The sequence below is a fragment of the Cupriavidus sp. 86D6 genome, assembly GCF_057815095.1.
On sequence record NZ_JBYPSB010000010.1, the window covers coordinates 53,121 to 69,515 of the forward strand.

Annotated in this window: 11 protein-coding genes; 1 reads left to right on the plus strand and 10 read right to left on the minus strand. The window is 67.8% G+C overall.

Features of this window, described 5'->3' with window-relative positions:
• Nucleotides 1-138 precede the first annotated feature (138 nt).
• From AC3G88_RS20560 to AC3G88_RS20600, 9 genes are all read right to left on the minus strand, one after another.
• Nucleotides 139-5,721: an AAA family ATPase gene (locus tag AC3G88_RS20560; protein WP_488773825.1), complete on the minus strand. Its 5,583-nt coding sequence runs from the start codon at nt 5,719-5,721 to the stop codon at nt 139-141.
• Nucleotides 5,722-5,761: 40 nt separating this feature from the next.
• Nucleotides 5,762-6,142, minus strand: coding sequence for a response regulator transcription factor (locus AC3G88_RS20565; protein ID WP_488773824.1), 381 nt, complete (start codon nt 6,140-6,142; stop codon nt 5,762-5,764).
• Nucleotides 6,143-6,385: 243 nt separating this feature from the next.
• Nucleotides 6,386-7,480, minus strand: a complete 1,095-nt coding sequence (locus AC3G88_RS20570) for a porin (RefSeq protein WP_488773823.1) — start codon at nt 7,478-7,480, stop codon at nt 6,386-6,388.
• Nucleotides 7,467-7,745 carry a XapX domain-containing protein gene (locus AC3G88_RS20575; protein WP_400394581.1) on the minus strand — a complete coding sequence of 93 codons (279 nt, stop codon included), beginning with the start codon at nt 7,743-7,745 and terminating at the stop codon, nt 7,467-7,469. Before AC3G88_RS20575 ends, AC3G88_RS20570 begins: the two co-directional genes overlap by 14 nt.
• A gap of 62 nt (nt 7,746-7,807) precedes the next feature.
• Complete coding sequence (locus tag AC3G88_RS20580; RefSeq protein WP_488773822.1) at nt 7,808-9,424, minus strand: MFS transporter; 1,617 nt, start codon at nt 9,422-9,424, stop codon at nt 7,808-7,810.
• The gene (locus AC3G88_RS20585; protein WP_153947040.1) at nt 9,421-9,855 is read right to left on the minus strand and encodes a DoxX family protein; all 435 of its coding nucleotides are present in this window, start codon (nt 9,853-9,855) and stop codon (nt 9,421-9,423) included. Before AC3G88_RS20585 ends, AC3G88_RS20580 begins: the two co-directional genes overlap by 4 nt.
• A 48-nt stretch (nt 9,856-9,903) precedes the next feature.
• Entirely contained in the window at nt 9,904-11,850 is a 1,947-nt protein-coding gene (locus AC3G88_RS20590) for an amidohydrolase (RefSeq protein ID WP_488773821.1), read from the minus strand.
• A gap of 13 nt (nt 11,851-11,863) precedes the next feature.
• Entirely contained in the window at nt 11,864-12,778 is a 915-nt protein-coding gene (locus AC3G88_RS20595; protein ID WP_254775882.1) for an alpha/beta fold hydrolase, read from the minus strand.
• A gap of 249 nt (nt 12,779-13,027) precedes the next feature.
• Nucleotides 13,028-13,714: a hydrolase gene (locus AC3G88_RS20600; protein WP_153947043.1), complete on the minus strand. Its 687-nt coding sequence runs from the start codon at nt 13,712-13,714 to the stop codon at nt 13,028-13,030.
• A 590-nt stretch (nt 13,715-14,304) separates the two neighbouring features.
• Here AC3G88_RS20600 and AC3G88_RS20605 point away from each other — a divergent pair.
• A complete protein-coding gene (locus AC3G88_RS20605; protein WP_487522699.1) occupies nt 14,305-14,964 on the plus strand; it encodes a response regulator transcription factor in 660 nt (219 codons plus the stop codon).
• Nucleotides 14,965-15,038: 74 nt separating this feature from the next.
• Here AC3G88_RS20605 and AC3G88_RS20610 read toward each other — a convergent pair whose 3' ends face one another.
• Complete coding sequence (locus AC3G88_RS20610; protein ID WP_488773868.1) at nt 15,039-16,292, minus strand: Hsp70 family protein; 1,254 nt, start codon at nt 16,290-16,292, stop codon at nt 15,039-15,041.
• Nucleotides 16,293-16,395: the final 103 nt, after the last annotated feature.

A 16,395-nucleotide genomic window follows, 5' to 3' on the forward strand; every position in this document is an offset into this window, starting at 1 on the left:
GCTGTGCTCCTTGTCCGGAAGGGATGCCTGTCAGATAAGCCAGGCAGCGAAAGATTCAACCTAGCCTACGTCGGGCAGATCCGCCAGCCTTGTATTCCGGTGGCCGCACTTTCGAATTCGCACGGTACGCCGGGGCGGCTACTGCTGGCGCGGAATCGAGAAGGCAAAGCGGCTGCCGTGCGGCGCCAGCGCCTCGGCGCGCAACTGGCCGCGATGCGCTTCGACAATCGACTTGCAGATGGCCAGCCCCATGCCCATGCCGTTGACCTTGGTGGTGTAGAACGGCTCGAACACCTGCTCGGCAAGGTCCGGCCCGATGCCGGTGCCGGTGTCGGCTACGCTGACTTCCAGCCACTGGTCATCGACCAGGCGCGTGGCGAGGTGCAGCAAGCGTGGCCTGTCGTGGATCTCGCCCATGGCGTCGATGGCGTTGACCACCAGGTTCAGGATCACCTGCTGCAACTGGATGTCGTCGCCAAAGGCATGCGCGGGTTCGGCATCGAGCGACAGTTTCAGTGCAATCTGGCGCCGCTCGAACTCGTTGCGCGAAATCGCCAGGATATGGCGGATGGCCTGGTGGATGTCCACCTGGGCCAGCACCGGCGCGGCGTTGCGCGTCAGCGCCTGCAAGCTGCGGATCATGTCGCCTGCGCGCTGGCCTTCGCTGCGGATCGCCTCCAGCCCTTCGCGCGCATTGGCGATGTCGGGCGTGGGCCGGGCCAGCCAGCGCAGGCTGGCGCCGGCATTCGACACGATCGACATCAGTGGCTGGTTCACCTCGTGCGCGATCGACGCGGTCAGTTGGCCCACCGTGGTGGCGCGCGCTACGCGGGCCAGGTCGGCCTGGGCGCTGCGCAGCGCGTCTTCGGCCTGGCGGCGCGCGGTGATGTCCGTCACCGTGCCCACGTAGTCCAGTTCGCCATCGTCGCCGGGCAACGGCTTGCCGATGGCGGCCAGGTAGCGGATCGATCCGTCGGACCGCACGATGCGGTGCTCCACGCGGACGGTGGCCTGCCGCGCGACATGGGTCTCGGTGACGTGCCGCACCATCTCGCGGTCCTCGGGATGCATGTGCGACAGGAAGACCGCGAACGGCAGGTCGTGCTGGTCGGGGTCGAGTTCGTAGATGCGGCGCAGTTCGTCCGAGCCCGTGAAGCGGTCGCGCTTCAGGTCCCAGCGCCAGCTGCCCGTGTGGCTGACACTTTCGCCCATGGCCAGCGATGCCTCGCTGGCGCGCAGTTCGCGCTCCACCTGCTGGCGGCGTTCGTTTTCGGCCAGCAGGTCGTCGTAAAGCCGTGCCGTGCGCAGCGAGATGGCCGCCTGCGAGGCGATCAGCTCCAGCACGCGCGTGCGGTCCAGCGTGAAGGCGTCGCGCACCAGGCGGTTTTCAAGGTAGAGCGCGCCGATGGCCTCGTTGTGGCGCAGCATCGGAATGCACAGCGCGGAGATGTCCGCCATGCCCGCCAGTTCCGCCGGCTCCGACAGCTCCGCCCGGTGGGCGGCCAGCCCGAAGTACGGGTCGGTCGCAAACGGGTTGGCGCCGGCCGACGTGCCGGCCATGGCGGCCTGTCCCGTGCGTACCGCCGTATGGAGCATGGTCACGGGCAGTGCGCTGGTGGTGACCGGGTCTTGGGTGACGCGCACATGAATGCCATCGGCCGTGGTGTCCGCGCTGGCCTCGACGACCGGCCCTTCGGGGCGCATGCGGATCAGCAGGCCGCGTTGGGCGCCGGCGTACTCGAGCACGATCGTCATCAGCTTGTCGATCAGGCGGTCGAGACGGATTTCCTCGCTCAGTGCCCGGGATGCCTTGATCACGCTCTCGGCATCGAGCGTCTGCGCGCTGGTGCCCAGATGCCAGGTACGCAGTGGCGTGGCCTCCACGATATCCGGATGGTCGGATTCCAGTTGCCGTGCCTTGCCGACGGCGCCCCAGCGCAGGTATGCGTCGCGCGCATGGCGACGATGCGCGGCGGCGGCCGATGCCAGCCCATGCGCGTCGCCGAGCCGCGCCGCGCGCTCGTGGGCCATGGCCGCAACCTGCACGAAGCCGTGCGCGGTGGCATGGGCGATGGACCGTTCGTAGCGCGACATGGCCGTCAGCGCGTCGCCTTCCAGCCGGGCCAACTCGGCCTCCACCAGCAGCGCCTTGTCGGCGAACGTCAACGGGTTGGTTTGCGCCCAGTCGCGCAGCTTGCGGGCGTCGGCACGCAGCATCTGCCAGGCTGCCGCATCGGGCGCGGCCGGCGATGCGTCGAGCTGGGCGGCAAGCGTCAGCGCACGCATCAGGTGGAAGTCGAGCTGATGGATATGGGCCGGCGCTGACCATGCGAACGTGGCCGCGTGGTCGAGACACCGCGCGGCCGCATCGACATGGCCAGCCAGCAGCAGGACGTTCGACCGATACACGGCCTGCCAGAACTCGAACGTGCTGAGGCGTTCCTCGGCGGGCGCCTGACCCGTCGGCACGCCGGCGGCCTGCCACGCAAGCGTCCGCAGCCCCTCGACGAACCGTTGTTGCAGCAGCAGGATGGCCTCCACGTCGCCGAACCGGGCGGCGCGTACGAACTGCAGGCCGCGCGCGATTTCGGCCTCGACCTCGTCGAGCGGATCGCCACGCGCCAGCATGACGGCCACGACATGACAGCACGCATAGCAGGCCGTGGTGATGTCGCCGTGTGCCACGCCCGCGGCAAAGCCGGCCCGTGCGCACTCGATCGAATAGGACAGCGGCTGGGTCCATACGCTGAGCTGGTCCAGCGGCAACAGGGTGCGCGCCTCGTGCCCGGCGTAGCCGGCACGTGTGGTCAGCCGTCGCGCCAGTTCCCCGTAGCGAAAGCCGTCGTGGTATGCCCCATAGCGATGGCACACCAGCACGCCGAGCCAGCCCAGCGACGCGGTGGCCGATGCGCTCATGCCACGTGCCAGCGTGAGCCGCATCATCTGGCACAGCGTGGCGAACGCCAGGTTCGGGTCCGTGAAGCTGGCCGGAATCTGCAGTGCCGCCAGCAGGCCCATGGCGGCGTCGATGCGGGCGTCGGCCACATCCGGCAGGGCAAGCAGGGCGTCTAGCTGCGTGGCGTCTAGCTGCGGCCGGATCTCGGCATATAGCGCATCGCACAGCGCATCGGAGGGATGCGGCGGCAGGTCGATGCCGAAGCCATGCAGCCCCTCGATGGCCTGCTGTACCGCCAGTGCATTCTCGGACCGTCGCATGTGAATTTCGATCTGCAGCCGGTATACGCCGGTCTGCCGCAATGGGCCGGTCGGCCGTTGGAGCAGTTCGGCGGCCAGCGCCAGCGCCTCGTCGAGCCGGCCTTGCAGGAACCAGCAGTGGGCCTGTTCCTCGCGCAGCGAGAACACCAGCCCGTCTGCGGCAGCGGACGGCATGCCCGGCCCGCACGCGCGGCGCAGGCCGCTGTCGATGTACTGCAGCGCCGCGGCGTAGGCGGCCGTGCTGCGAGCGCGCCGCGCGGCGTCCAGAAACAGCGTGGCAATCGCACGGGCGTCGTCGATCGACGTCTGCTGCGTCTCGCCGTGCATCAGCAGGTCTGCGGCACGGAACAGCAGGTCGTCGCGCCCATCGCGCCCGGTCGATTGCGAGAGCAGGCGTCCTGCACGCAGGCTGAGCCGGGCGCGTGCGGTCGCGTCGAGGCCGTCGTGTGCGGCTTCCTGGATGCGGTCGTGCGTGAAGAAGTACGCCTGCTCGGCCAGCATCAGCAGCCCCGCGGCGCGCGCCGGCGCCAGCCGCGCATGCAGTGCGCGTTCGGACAGGTCGAAGATGTCGCAAAGCAGTGCGACCGGAGAATGGCTGCCCAGGCACGCCATGCCGCGCAGGCAGTCGCGCGTTTCCGCCGGCAGCCGGTGCAGCCGCTGGAGGCACAGTTCGGCCACGTTGTCGGTGTAGCTGCGCTGCTCGATGGCCACCAGGTCGAACTGCCAGCTGTCGCCCTGGGGCGAGCAGTGGATCAGCCGTTCGTCGGCCAGCGTCCGCAGGAACTGCCTGACGAAGAACGGGTTGCCCAGCGTCTTGGCGTGGACCCGCTGCGCGAGGGTCTGCACGGCCGGCTCGGGCATGCGCAGGGCCTCGGCGAGCAACGTGGCGACCGATGCCACCGACAGGTTGGGCACGGCGATGTCCCGCACGGCGGACCGCTGGCGCAGTGCGGCCAGCGGCGACGCGTCAGCGGTGCGCGCGCTGCAGACCAGCAGCATGGGCAGCGGCGTCGAGGCATCGGCCAGGCGCGCCAGAAGCTGCAGCGACGGCTGGTCGATCCACTGGATATCGTCGATCAGCAGCACGAAGGGCAGGTCTGGCTGCGCAAACGCCTGCACCAGCTGGCGCATCGCGATGCCGACGTGCACATCGGCATCGGCGCCTTGCGCGGCGGGCGGCGCCGGAAAATCGGCGACCAGCAGTCGCAAGGCCGGCGCGATGCGCGCCGCAACCTGCCCGTAGCTGCCGAGGCCCTGCGCCAGCCGCAGTTGCCACATCCGCACCGCCTCTTCGGGCAGGCCGAGGATCTGATGAACCAGCATGCGGAAGGCATCGGCGAGGACGGCGTAGGGCACGGCCTGGCGGGACGGGTCCGCCTTGCCGGTCGCGCACCACGCGCGCCGCGCCTGCATGGTCTGGAGGAAGGCCTGCGTCAGGGTGCTCTTGCCTGCCCCCGATGGCCCGGCCAGTGCCGCCACGGCCGGTGTGCCACTGGCCTGCACTCTGGCGAACGCGTCGGTCAGGGCGGCAAGTTCGCCATTGCGCTCGTAAAGGCTGTCCGGCAGCGCCAGATCGGCGGAGATGTCGCGCTCGCCGGTTTCGAACGGTTCGATATGGCCATGCGAATGCCATGCATCGACGCACCGGGTCAGGTCGGCGTGCAGTCCGGCGGCGGTCTGGTAGCGGCGCGACGGGCTCTTTTCGAGCAGCTTGAGCACGATTCGCGACAGCATGGACGGCACGCCGGGTGCGATGGCATCGGGCGGCAGCGCCGTGCCGGCGACGTGGCCGTGAATCCATTCGCCAAGGTCATCCGGGTTCCTGACGCCAAACGGCAATTGCCCGGTCAGCAACTGGTAGACGATGACACCCAGCGCGTAGAGATCGCTGCGTGCGTCGATGGCATGCCGCGTGCGCCCCGTGTGCTCGGGCGACATGTACGCCGGGGCTTCGCCCGCCAGCATGGTCAGGGCGGGGCGGTCGGCATCGGGCTGCGAGGCGTGGATGGCAAAGCCGAAGCGGCCGATCCGGCAGCGTCCCGCGTCATCGACGAACAGGCTGCACGGCGTGATGGCGCGATGCACGAGGCCGCACTCGTGTACGGCCTTCAGCGCCGCGCTGGCACCGAGCGCGATCGACAGCACCTGCGCCACGGGCAGGCGCTGGCCCGCCAGGGCGGACACCGGGGTGCCGGCGTGGTCGTCGTAGATGGCCGCCACGCCCTGGCGGTAGCGGGTGAGCGCGCGCGGCACCAGCGCCCATTCCGCGCGCAGCAGTCCGCGCTGCGCGAATTCGGTCTCGATGCGCCGCGCGGCATCGGGCTCCGCGCGCGGGGACGCCGCGTGTGCCAGCATCAGCGTGCTGCCGGTGCGGGCATGCGCACCGCGCGAGAGTGCCACGATGCCATCCTGCACGCAGGCTTCGAAGCGGTATTCCGACAGGGAGAGCGCGTCTTGCGGGCCGTTCCGGAAGTGAGTCGGCAGGCTGGATTCGTCGGTCGTCATGGGGCGGCGCCGGAGAAAAATGGGAGACCTGGGAGCGGGCCTAGTTTCCGGGGCGGATGTGCAGGGCGTCCTCGATGCAGCCGATGATATCCGTATCCTGAAAGGGCTTGTTCAGGAAACAGGCCGCGCCGGCGTCGCGGGCACGCTGTTCGTAGCCTTCCTGTGCGAAGGCGGTCATGAAGATGACGGGCATCCTGTGCCCGCGGGCGCGCAGCGCCTCGCACAGGGCAAAGCCGTTCATGCCGGGCATCTGCACGTCGGTGATGACGCAGTCGATGCCGGCGATCGACGGGGATGCCAGAAGTTCCGAGCCGCCGCCATAGAGTTCCGCGGTCATGTCCAGCGAGCGCACCAGTCTGCCCATGGCATGCCGGACGGAGGCGTCGTCGTCGACAATGGCAATCACGGGGGTGGCAGTCACACGGAATCCTTGAGAAGTCTGGAGCGGTGACAGGGGCCACCGCTCGCGCACAGCATAATCCCGCCGGGCCATGCTCGACATCATACGGTGGTATTGCCGGTGCGCCGCCGGCAGCGGAAGCCGGCGCAGCAACCATGATCCGCGCGGAAACCCACAAGGATATTCGCTTCCGCCCCGCTCCGCCACGAATCGGAGCGAACCCATACCAAGGTATGAGTGACGCCCCGTGCGTGGCATCCGACCTCAGAAGTTGTGCCGCATGCCCAGGGCGAACGTCTGCGGGTCGGCCCCGGCGCTGACGCCCAGTTCGTTGATCGCGAAGTCGTAGATCGCGTTCTTCCTGTTGTTGATGCGGCTGTAGAAGACGAACAGCGCCGTGCGTTTGGACAGCGGATAGTCGTAGCCGACCGTGAACTGCGTGGCGCCGGTCTCCGGGCCGCTGCGGAAAAAGCCGATCGTATCGGTGGATGACCCCGTGCCGTTGGCGGCCAGCGCAACGCCCAGCCGCACGCTGCCCGGGCCCAGCTGCTGCACCAGCGACGCATAGTAGCCGTTGCGCTGCAGGTCGCCGGTGTCGGTGCGGTAGTGCAGGTGTTCGTAGAGCGCCGAAATGCGCGTGCCCTTGAACAGCTGGTAGGCCACACCTACCTTCAGTGCATCGTCGTTACGCCCGGCGGCCTGGTAGTGCTGGTGGATTTCGTAGGCAAGCGTGGCATTCAGCGGCCCCTGGTCGTAGACCACGGCGGCCGAATACAGCGCCGGGTTGCGCGCGACCGTGTTTTTCTCCTCCGGCAGGCCCCAGCCCAGCCAGACGCTGACGCCGGCCAGCTGCGGCGTGCGGTACTGCAGGATGTTCTTCTGGCGCCGGTCGAACGAGCTGGTGTCCTGCACGTTATCCGAGCTGGACGTCGAGCCGTTGCCGATCAGCGCCATGTAGCCGGCCGTGGTTGGATAGTACGGGTCGTACGCCATGGTCGACTCGGTATAGGGCGTATGCCAGTGCCCCATGAACAGCAGGCCGTAGTCGCCCTGCAGGCCGATGCGGGAATTACGCGTGGCGATGCCGCCCTGGCCGTTGTCGATCGACAGGTTGCTTTCGATCTGCCAGACGGCCTTGAGGGAACCGCCCAGCCCTTCCTCGCCGCGCAGGCCCCATACCGAGCGGTAATTGGTCTGGCGGACCACGCTGCCCAGCGACGTGCCGTCGGTGGCCGTGCTGGCACGCGAGTATTCGATGGCGGTGTTCAGCCGGCCGTAGATCGTCACGGAGTCGGCCGCCAGCGCCGATGCGGGTGCGGCCAGCGCCGCCAGCAACGCCAGCCCGTCAGTGCGCCGCATCGGTCTTTTCATCGGTCTTTGCCGTCAGCGTGGCGGGTCCGGGCGTGCCGGTGATCTTCGGCACGCACTCGGAATGGAACCACGAGAGGGTCACGGGCTCGCCGGCGATCATGCGCTTGATCGGCGGCACCACCTGTTCGCCGATCAGCATGCCCAGCAGGCCGATCAGCGCCACGGCCGGCGGCGCGGGCGAGCGCACCTGCATCAGGGCATAGATGATGCCGACCAGGATGCCGGCGCCAAGAGAGACAAGATAGATCTTCATGATGGTCTCGCAATACAACAACACAACAACACAACAAAACAACGAAACGGTGGATGCCGGGATCAGCGCGTGGCGCCCGGCAGCCCCACGCCCAGCAGGTGCCGCACGCGCGGCGGCTCGCTGGCCACATGGAACCGGGCCACGTCGCGCTGCAGGTCGGCATCGGCATTCGGCACGCGCCGATGCTGGCGCAGGTGTTCGGCCCACGACTCGACCAGGAACCATTCGGTCAGCAGTTCCGGGTTGGCCGGGTCTTCCATGACGCCCCAGTTGAAGGCGCCGTCGCGCAGACGTTCCTCGGACAGGTGATGGACAGCGCGCAGGAATGCCTCGCGGTTGGCCGCCGGAATGCAGTATTCGATCAGGATCATGACCGGGCCGCGATCGTGGGCGATGTCGTCGGCCATCTCGGGTTCGGGCCAGTGATGCGCCGGCCCCAGGTCTTCCTCGCCGCGCGGCAGGCGGATGCGGTTCAGCAACAGTGCCGCCACGACCAGGCCCGCGCCGGCAATCAGCAGCGCGTGCGGCGTGCCCAGTGCCTGGGCCACAAAGCCCCACAGCAGGCTGCCGCCGGCCAGCGCGCCGTTGAATACCATCTGGTAGACGGCCAGCGCACGGCCGCGCACCCAGTTCGGCAGGATGGCCTGTGCCGCGCCGCCCAGCGTGGTCAGCGCCAGGATCCACGCCGCGCCCAGTACCAACAGCAGCGGCAGCGCCAGCCACACCGGCGGGGCGAACGACAGCCCGGCCATGACCACGGCGGTTGCGATGGCCGACACCAGGATCACGCCATCGCCATCCAGGCGCTTTTGCAGCGTGGGCATCGACAGCGCGCCCAGGATGGCCCCTGCGCCAACCGCGCCGAGCAGCACGCCGTACAGCCCGGCACCGCCGTGCAGCAGTTGTTTGGCCACCAGCGGCAGCAGCGCCCAGACGCTGCTGCCAAACGCGAAATGCACGGCCGCACGTAGCAGTACGATGTGAAGCTTGCTATGGGCCCGCGTGAAGCGCAGCCCGGCGCGGAAGGCGCTGAAGAAATGCTCGCGCAGCGGATCGCTCGGCTGCACGGGGCGCTTCCACCAGATCAGCGCGCCGATCACGAACACATAGCTGATCAGATCGGCACAGTAGGTGGCGGCCGCGCCGAACCCGGCCAGCAGCAGGCCGCCCATGGCCGGGCCGATGGCGCGCGCGATATTGACGCCCAGGCCGTTCAGGGCCACGGCCTGGCGCAGCGTATTCGCCGGCACCAGTTCGGGCACGATGGACTGCCAGGTTGGCCCCATCATCGCCGCGCCGATGCCGCCGGCAAACGCCAGCGCAATCAGGATCTCGATCGTCAGCCCGTTCTGCCACGACAGGAAGGCCAGCGAACCGCTGACGGCTGCCAGCGCGATCTGGATCACGATCAGGAAGCGGCGGCGGTCCAGGATATCGGACAGCACGCCCGCCGGAATGGCGAGCAGGAAGACCGGCAGCGTGGCCGCCGCCTGGATGGTGGCGACGGCGGCCGGCGACGACGACAGGTCGGTGGCCAGCCACGCACTGGCCACATCGCGCATGAAGCTGCCGATATTGCCCAGGATCGTGGCCACCCAGAGGACGGCGAACGTCGACTGGGCCAGCGGCGCGAACGAGCCGGACGACCTGGCCGTGGAGGGTGCGGCAGCTTGCGTCATGCGCGACCCCGCGTGCGCAGGTCGTGCCAGGCGACCAGCAGGAAGCCGCCCACCAGGCCCAGGTGCTCGAAGAACGCATTCATCAGCATGAAGTAGGCATCGGGCGGGGCGCTCCAGAAGCGGTTGGCCATGAAGGTGGCGGCCAGCGTGAAGGCGGCCAGCGCCAGCGCGCCGACCCAGCGGTACACGCCGAGCAGGATCATGGCCGGCGCAGCCAGTTCCAGCGCGATCGTGGCCGCCGCCATCGGCACGGCGGGGCTGAGGCCAAAATGCTGCATCTCGGCCACCGCGCCGGAGAAGTCGAACAGCTTGACGAGCCCGCCTTGCAGGTACGCCGCGCACAGCAGCAGCAGGGCGATCCAGTGCATCCAGCGTGGCAGCCGGTGCGTGGTGTCGCCGGCCGCCGCCAGCGGGGAAGAGGTATAGGGCATGACGGGTCTCCGGTTCGATGCAATGCGGATGGCGGGATGCGGCCGGCGTCAGAACGCCCAGCAGGAGCAGCCCAGGGCGCCCCAGAAGCTGCTTTCGTCCGACGTCGGCACGCTGGACGTCCACGCCCTGGCATGCGCGTGGCCGTGCACGCCGCACGAACTGGCGCAGCCGCAGGCGGTGTTCATCGCCAGCTGCCTTGCCTTGGCCGTCGGGCGCGGCTGGTACTGGCTGCCATGGCGGGCTGGCGACCAGTCCGGCATGGCCGGCGGAATGTCGGGCGAATGGGTGCCGAACTCGTTGTCGCCATAGACCACCTTGCCGCCCAGCACCGTCATCACGGACGTGATGTCCTGGATGTCGTCGCCCGGCACGGCGAAGTAGTCCGCCGACAGCACGGCCAGGTCGGCCAGCTGGCCAGCCTTGATCTGGCCCTTCTTGCCTTCTTCGGACGAGAACCACGTGTTGGCTTCGGTCCACAGGCGCAGCGCCGTCTCGCGGTCGAGCAGGTTGGCTTGCGGATACATCGACATGCCGCCCACGGTCTTGCCGGTGGTCAGCCAGTACAGCGACACCCACGGGTTGTACGACGCGACGCGCGTGGCATCGGTGCCGGCGCCAACCTTGACGCCCTTTTCCAGCATCTTCTTGATCGGCGGCGTGGCTTCGGCAGCCTTGGCCCCGTAGCGTTCGACGAAATACTCGCCCTGGTAGGCCATGCGGTGCTGCACCGCAATGCCGCCGCCCAGTGCCGCGATGCGGTCGATGTTGCGGTCGGAGATCGTTTCGGCGTGGTCGAAGAACCAGTTGAGGCCGTTGAACGGCACGTCCTTGGCCACCTTCTCGTAGACGTCCAGCGCGCGGTCGATGGTCTGGTCGTACGTGGCATGCAGGCGCCACGGCCAGCGTTTTTCGGCCAGCAGACGGATCACCGGCTCCAGGTCGGCTTCCATCGACGGCGGCATGTCGGGGCGCTCGACGCGGAAGTCCTCGAAGTCGGCGGCCGTGTAGACCAGCATTTCGCCGGCGCCGTTGTGGCGGTACAGGTCGTCGCCCTGGCCCGGCTTCACCGTGGAAGTCCAGGCCTTGAAGTCGCTCAGTTCTTCCTTGGGCTTCTGCGTGAACAGGTTGTAGGCCAGACGCACCGTGAGGTTGCCCTCCTTGTGGAGTTCCTCGATGACGTTGTAGTCCTCGGGGTAGTTCTGGTAGCCGCCGCCGGCATCGATCACGCCGGTCACGCCCAGGCGGTTCACTTCGCGCATGAAATGGCGCGTGGAGTTCTTCTGGTACTCGGGCGGCAGCTTCGGACCCTTGGCCAGTGTGGCGTACAGGATGGTCGCGTTGGGCTTGGCCAGCAGCAGGCCGGTGGGATTGCCGCTCTTGTCGCGGATGATCTCGCCGCCCGGCGGGTTCGGGGTGTCCTTGTTGTAGCCCACGGCGCGCAGCGCGGCGCCATTCAGGATGGCGCGGTCGTACAGGTGCAGGATGAACACGGGCGTATCCGGCGCCGCGGCGTTCAGTTCCTCGATGGTCGGCAGGCGCTTTTCGGCGAACTGGTGCTCGGTGAAGCCGCCGACCACGCGCACCCATTGCGGCGCGGGCGTGCGGGCGACCTGGTCCTTGAGCATGCGCATGGCGTCGGCCAGCGACCGCACGCCGTCCCAGCGCAGCTCCATGTTGTAGTTCAGGCCGCCACGAATGATGTGCATGTGGCTGTCGATCAGCCCGGGAATGGCCCGCCGGCCATTCAGGTCGATCACTTTCGTCCTGGCAGCCGCGAGCTTCATGATCTCGTCGCGCGTGCCGACGCTGAGGAAGCGGCCGTCCTGGATGGCCACGGCATCGGCTTGCGGGTTGGACTTGTCAAGGGTGGTGAACTTGCCGTTGACCAGGATGAGATCGGGAGTCGGGTTCGGTGACATGGCGAAAAGCTCCGAAGAGGCTGCCGCGCCGAGCGCGGCGGCCGAGGCGATGAACTGCCGGCGGGTAACTGACATGATTTCAGGCGGCTCAGGCGTTCAGGAAGGCCAGCAGGTCGGCATTGACCTGGTTGGCGTTGATCACGCACATGCCGTGCGAAGCGCCGGGGTAGACCTTCAGCGTGGCGTTCTTGACGATCTTGGCCGACAGCCTGGCCGAATTGTCGATCGGCACGATCTGGTCGTCGTCGCCGTGCAGGATCAGCGTGGGCACGTCGATCTTCTTCAGGTCCTCGGTATAGTCCACTTCCGAGAACTCCTTGATGCACAGGTACTGGCCCAGGATGCCGCCGGCCATGCCCTGCGCCCAGAAGGCGTCGATGGTGCCCTGCGATACCTTGGCGTTGGGGCGGTTGAAGCCGAAGAACGGCGTGGCCAGGTCCTTGTAGAACTGCGAGCGGTTCTCGGCAACGCCCTTGCGGATGTTGTCGAACACTTCCAGCGGCAGGCCGTTCGGGTAGGCGGCGCTCTTGGCCATGGTCGGGGGCACGGCGCCGATCAGCACTGCCTTGGCCACGCGCTTCGTGCCGTGGCGGCCGATGTAGCGGGCCACTTCGCCGCCGCCGGTGGAATGGCCAACCAGCGTGGCACCCTTGATGTCCAGCGCGTCGAGCACGGCGGCCAGGTCATCGGCGTAGGTGTTCATGTCGTTGCCCTGCGCCGGCTGGTCCGAGCGGCCATGGCCACGGCGGTCGTGGGCGATCACGCGGAAGCCCTTCTGCACCAGGAACAGCATCTGGGCGTCCCAGGCGTCGGCGTCGAGCGGCCAGCCGTGCGAGAACACCACGGGGCGGCCCGAACCCCAGTCCTTGTAGAAGATGCGCGTGCCGTCCTTGGTGGTCACGTAGTGACCCTGCTTCGACTGGCGGCCCGCGGCCGGTGCGGCTTCCGCGGCAGCCGGCGTCAGCGCGGCCATCGATGCCACGGTGGCAGCGGCTGCGCCCATGGTGCTGCCGACCAGCAGCTTGCGGCGCGACGCGTCGTGTTGTTCGGCCTGGGATTGGGGGGCGATGTTGGACATGAGATATCCCTGCAAGAAGTAGTTCAGATTGTTTGAGTTATCGGCCCGGCGTATTTCCTGGCTATCCGCCGGCCGTGCTGCGATGGCATGAACTGTAGCGGCGCGAATGCGGTGACTGCCGCACTCGCGCTGTACATTTCATTCAAATAAATTGAATGCCGATGGCGCGGGTGATTAGCGTGCCGGCACCGGCGCGATGGATTCATGCGGCGTGCCGGTGCGCTGGGCGGCCTTGTGGACCATCGTGTAGGCGTAGTCCACGCCCATGCCGTAGGCGCCCGAGTGTTCCTTGACGAGCTTCATCACGGCGTCGTAGGTGTCGCGGTGCGCCCAGTCGCGCTGCCATTCCAGCAGCACCTGCTGCCAGGTCACGGGCACGGCGCCGGCCTGCACCATGCGCTGCATGGCGTAGTCGTGGGCTTCCTTGGTGGTGCCGCCCGAGGCGTCGGCCACCATGTAGATCTCGTAGTCGCCTTCCAGCATGGCGCACAGGGCGAAGGTGGTGTTGCAGACTTCGGTCCACAGACCGGCCACCACGACCTTCTTGCGGCCGTTGGCCTTCAGGGCGTCACGCACCTTCTGGTCGTCCCAGGAATTCATCGAGGTGCGTTCCAGCGTCTTGGCATTCGGAAACACGTCGAGGATTTCCGGGTACGTGTAGCCCGAGAACGATTCGCTTTCGACGGTCGTGATGGTGGTCGGCACGTTGAAGATCTTCGCGGCCTTGGCCAGGCCCACCACGTTGTTCTTCAGCGCCTGGCGGTCCATCGATTGCACGCCGAAGGCCATCTGCGGCTGGTGGTCGATGATGATCAGCTGGCTGTTCTGCGGGGTCAGTACTTCGAGCTTCGGGTTCGACATGATGAAAATTCCTTGAAACGAAGGTTGGGGCTGGGCGCGGACGGCGCAGCGTGCGCTGGCCCGTCCTGCACCGGGGTTGCATCGAAGTCGTCATGCCTGGGCACAGGCAAGATGCGACCCGACGCAAGACTAGACGGCACATGCGTCTGCAGCCATTGGCCCATCGTATTAGGCGATCGTGTCTACGGATTAGCGGTCCGCCGCGGCGTCCGCGCGCGAACTTGCAGGCGCCGGGCAGGCGGCGACGGGCGGGCGTGCGATCACGCCAGTGGACAGGACTGGACATGGGCGACGGGGGCAACAGGGGGCGACGGGATAACAAGGCACGCGCAGGGTAGGCGGGCGCGTGCGGCTTCGCCATACCCACTTGGTATAGGTCTTGGCGGGCCCGCCGACAAGCAGGGTTTTGCGGGGCGTTTTGGCGGCGCTGTCCACTCAGCCAATGGTATGGGTGGCGAAGCGGCGCGCGCTGTGCTGAAATGCTGGGCGCGCCCCGGCCCGTGTCGCCCCCGTGCGCGCGGATTTCGCCTGACTTGCCGCCCGTCGGGCGGCACCGCAACATGCCCTCAAGGACCTTGGAGAACAGAGCCGTGACATCCCAGAGCGGGGACCCCGCCGGTACGGGCGCCGACGACGACGCGATGGTGCTGATCGTCGATGACGACGCCATGCTGCGCGCCGGCCTGGGCAATCTGTTCCGGTCGGTGGGGATGCAGGCGGCGCTGTTTGGCTCGGCAGCCGAGCTGCTGGAATACCGCTTGCCTGATGTGCCGTGCTGCCTGGTGCTCGACGTGCGGCTGCGCGGCCCGAGCGGGCTCGACCTGCAGACCCGCCTGGCGCAGATGGGGGTGCATATCCCGATCATCTTCATGACCGGCTACGGCGATATCGCCATGACGGTGACCGCCATGAAGGCGGGCGCCGAGGATTTCATGGCCAAGCCGTTCCGCGACCAGGACCTGCTCGACGCCGTGTCGGCGGCCATCGAGAAGGACCGGCTGCGTCGCCGGGGCCTGCGCAAGGTGGAGGAGATTCGCGGCAACTACGCCACGCTGACGCCGCGCGAGGCGGAAGTCATGGGCATGGCCGTCTCGGGCCTGCTGAACAAGCAGATCGCCGGGGAAATCGGCATCAGCGAGGTGACGGTGAAGATCCATCGTGGCCAGGCCATGCGCAAGATGCGCGCCCGCACCTTTGCCGACCTGGTGCTGATGGCCCAGCAGATCGGCCTCTGCAAGGCCGAGCAGTAGGCCAATCGGTCGGCACGCCGGCAGGCCAGCAGGTCAGTCTGCCAGCGTCCCCGGGCACGCGCCGGGAATCCGGCTCAGCCGAACTTGCGGGCCGCGTCCAGCGCCAGCCCTGAACCGATACCGCCGAACAGGTCGCCTTCCACGCGCTGCGCGCCCGGCAGCAGCCGCGCCAGTTGCTCGCGCAGCATCGGTACGCTGCTGGAGCCGCCGGTGAACAGGATGGTATCCACCGCATCGGCCGGAACGCCGGCCGTCTTCAGCATGCCCTTTACGGTGCTGGCCGTCTTGTCGACCAGTTTCGAGATCGACTGGTCGAAATCGTCGCGCGTGACATCCAGCGTGGTATCGGGCGCGATGCGCGAGAGGTCCATGGTGGTGAGCGGCGCCTCGGACAGTGCAATCTTGGCGGCCTCCACCTGGATCGCCAGCCAGTGTCCCGCACGGTCCTTGATCAGACGGATCAGGCGGTCCAGCTTCTCGGTTTCGGCGGCATCGCGATAGTTGTCCATCACGATGGCCCAGGCGCGGCGCGTATAGACCAGGTTGATCGTGTGCCAGCTGGCCAGGTCGAAATACTGGCCCGACGGCATCGCCTTGCCGTTGCGCAACTGGCTGTTCAGGCCCAGCATCGGCATGACGCTGGCCAGGCTCAGTGCGCGGTCGAAGTCGGTGCCGCCGATGTGCACGCCGCCATTGGCCAGGATGTCCTCGCGGCGGTCGGTCTTCTTCGCGCGCGCCGGCGACAGGCGCACCAGCGAGAAGTCGGACGTACCGCCGCCGATGTCGGCTACCAGCACCAGTTCCTCGCTGCCGATGCCGGCCTCGTAGTCGAAGGCGGCCGCAATCGGCTCGTACTGGAAGGCGATGTCCTTGAAGCCCGCGTCGCGGGCAATCTCCGCCAGCGTGTCTTCGGCAAGCTGGTCGGCGGCGGCATCCTCGTCGATGAAGTGAACGGGACGCCCCAGCACCGCCGCGCTGAACTGGCGGCCGGCAGCGCGCTCGGCGCGGCCCTTCAGTTCGCCAATGAAGTGCGCCAGCAGCTTGCGGAACGGCATGGCCTGGCCCATGACCTCGGTGCTGTCGTCCATCATTGACGTGCCCAGCAGGCTCTTGAGCGACCGCATCATGCGGCCTTCGTAGCCGGCCAGGTAGTCAGCCAGCGCGGCGCGCCCGTAGCTGACGAGCGGATCCTCGGCGTGGAAGAAGATCACCGATGGCAGCGTGGACTTGTCGTCTTCCAGCGGCAGCAGCGTGGGGGCGCCGGGACGCAACCAGCCGACGGTGGAATTGGACGTGCCGAAGTCGACGCCGCAAGCGTTTGAGATCATGGGAATGCAGGGGTTCAGGTACAGCAGGATGCAGGCGGCGCGCTTGTCCGCTGCCATGTGGCGGGGCGGATCGGGTGCCGTTGCGTGGGGCGCTATTGTAGGG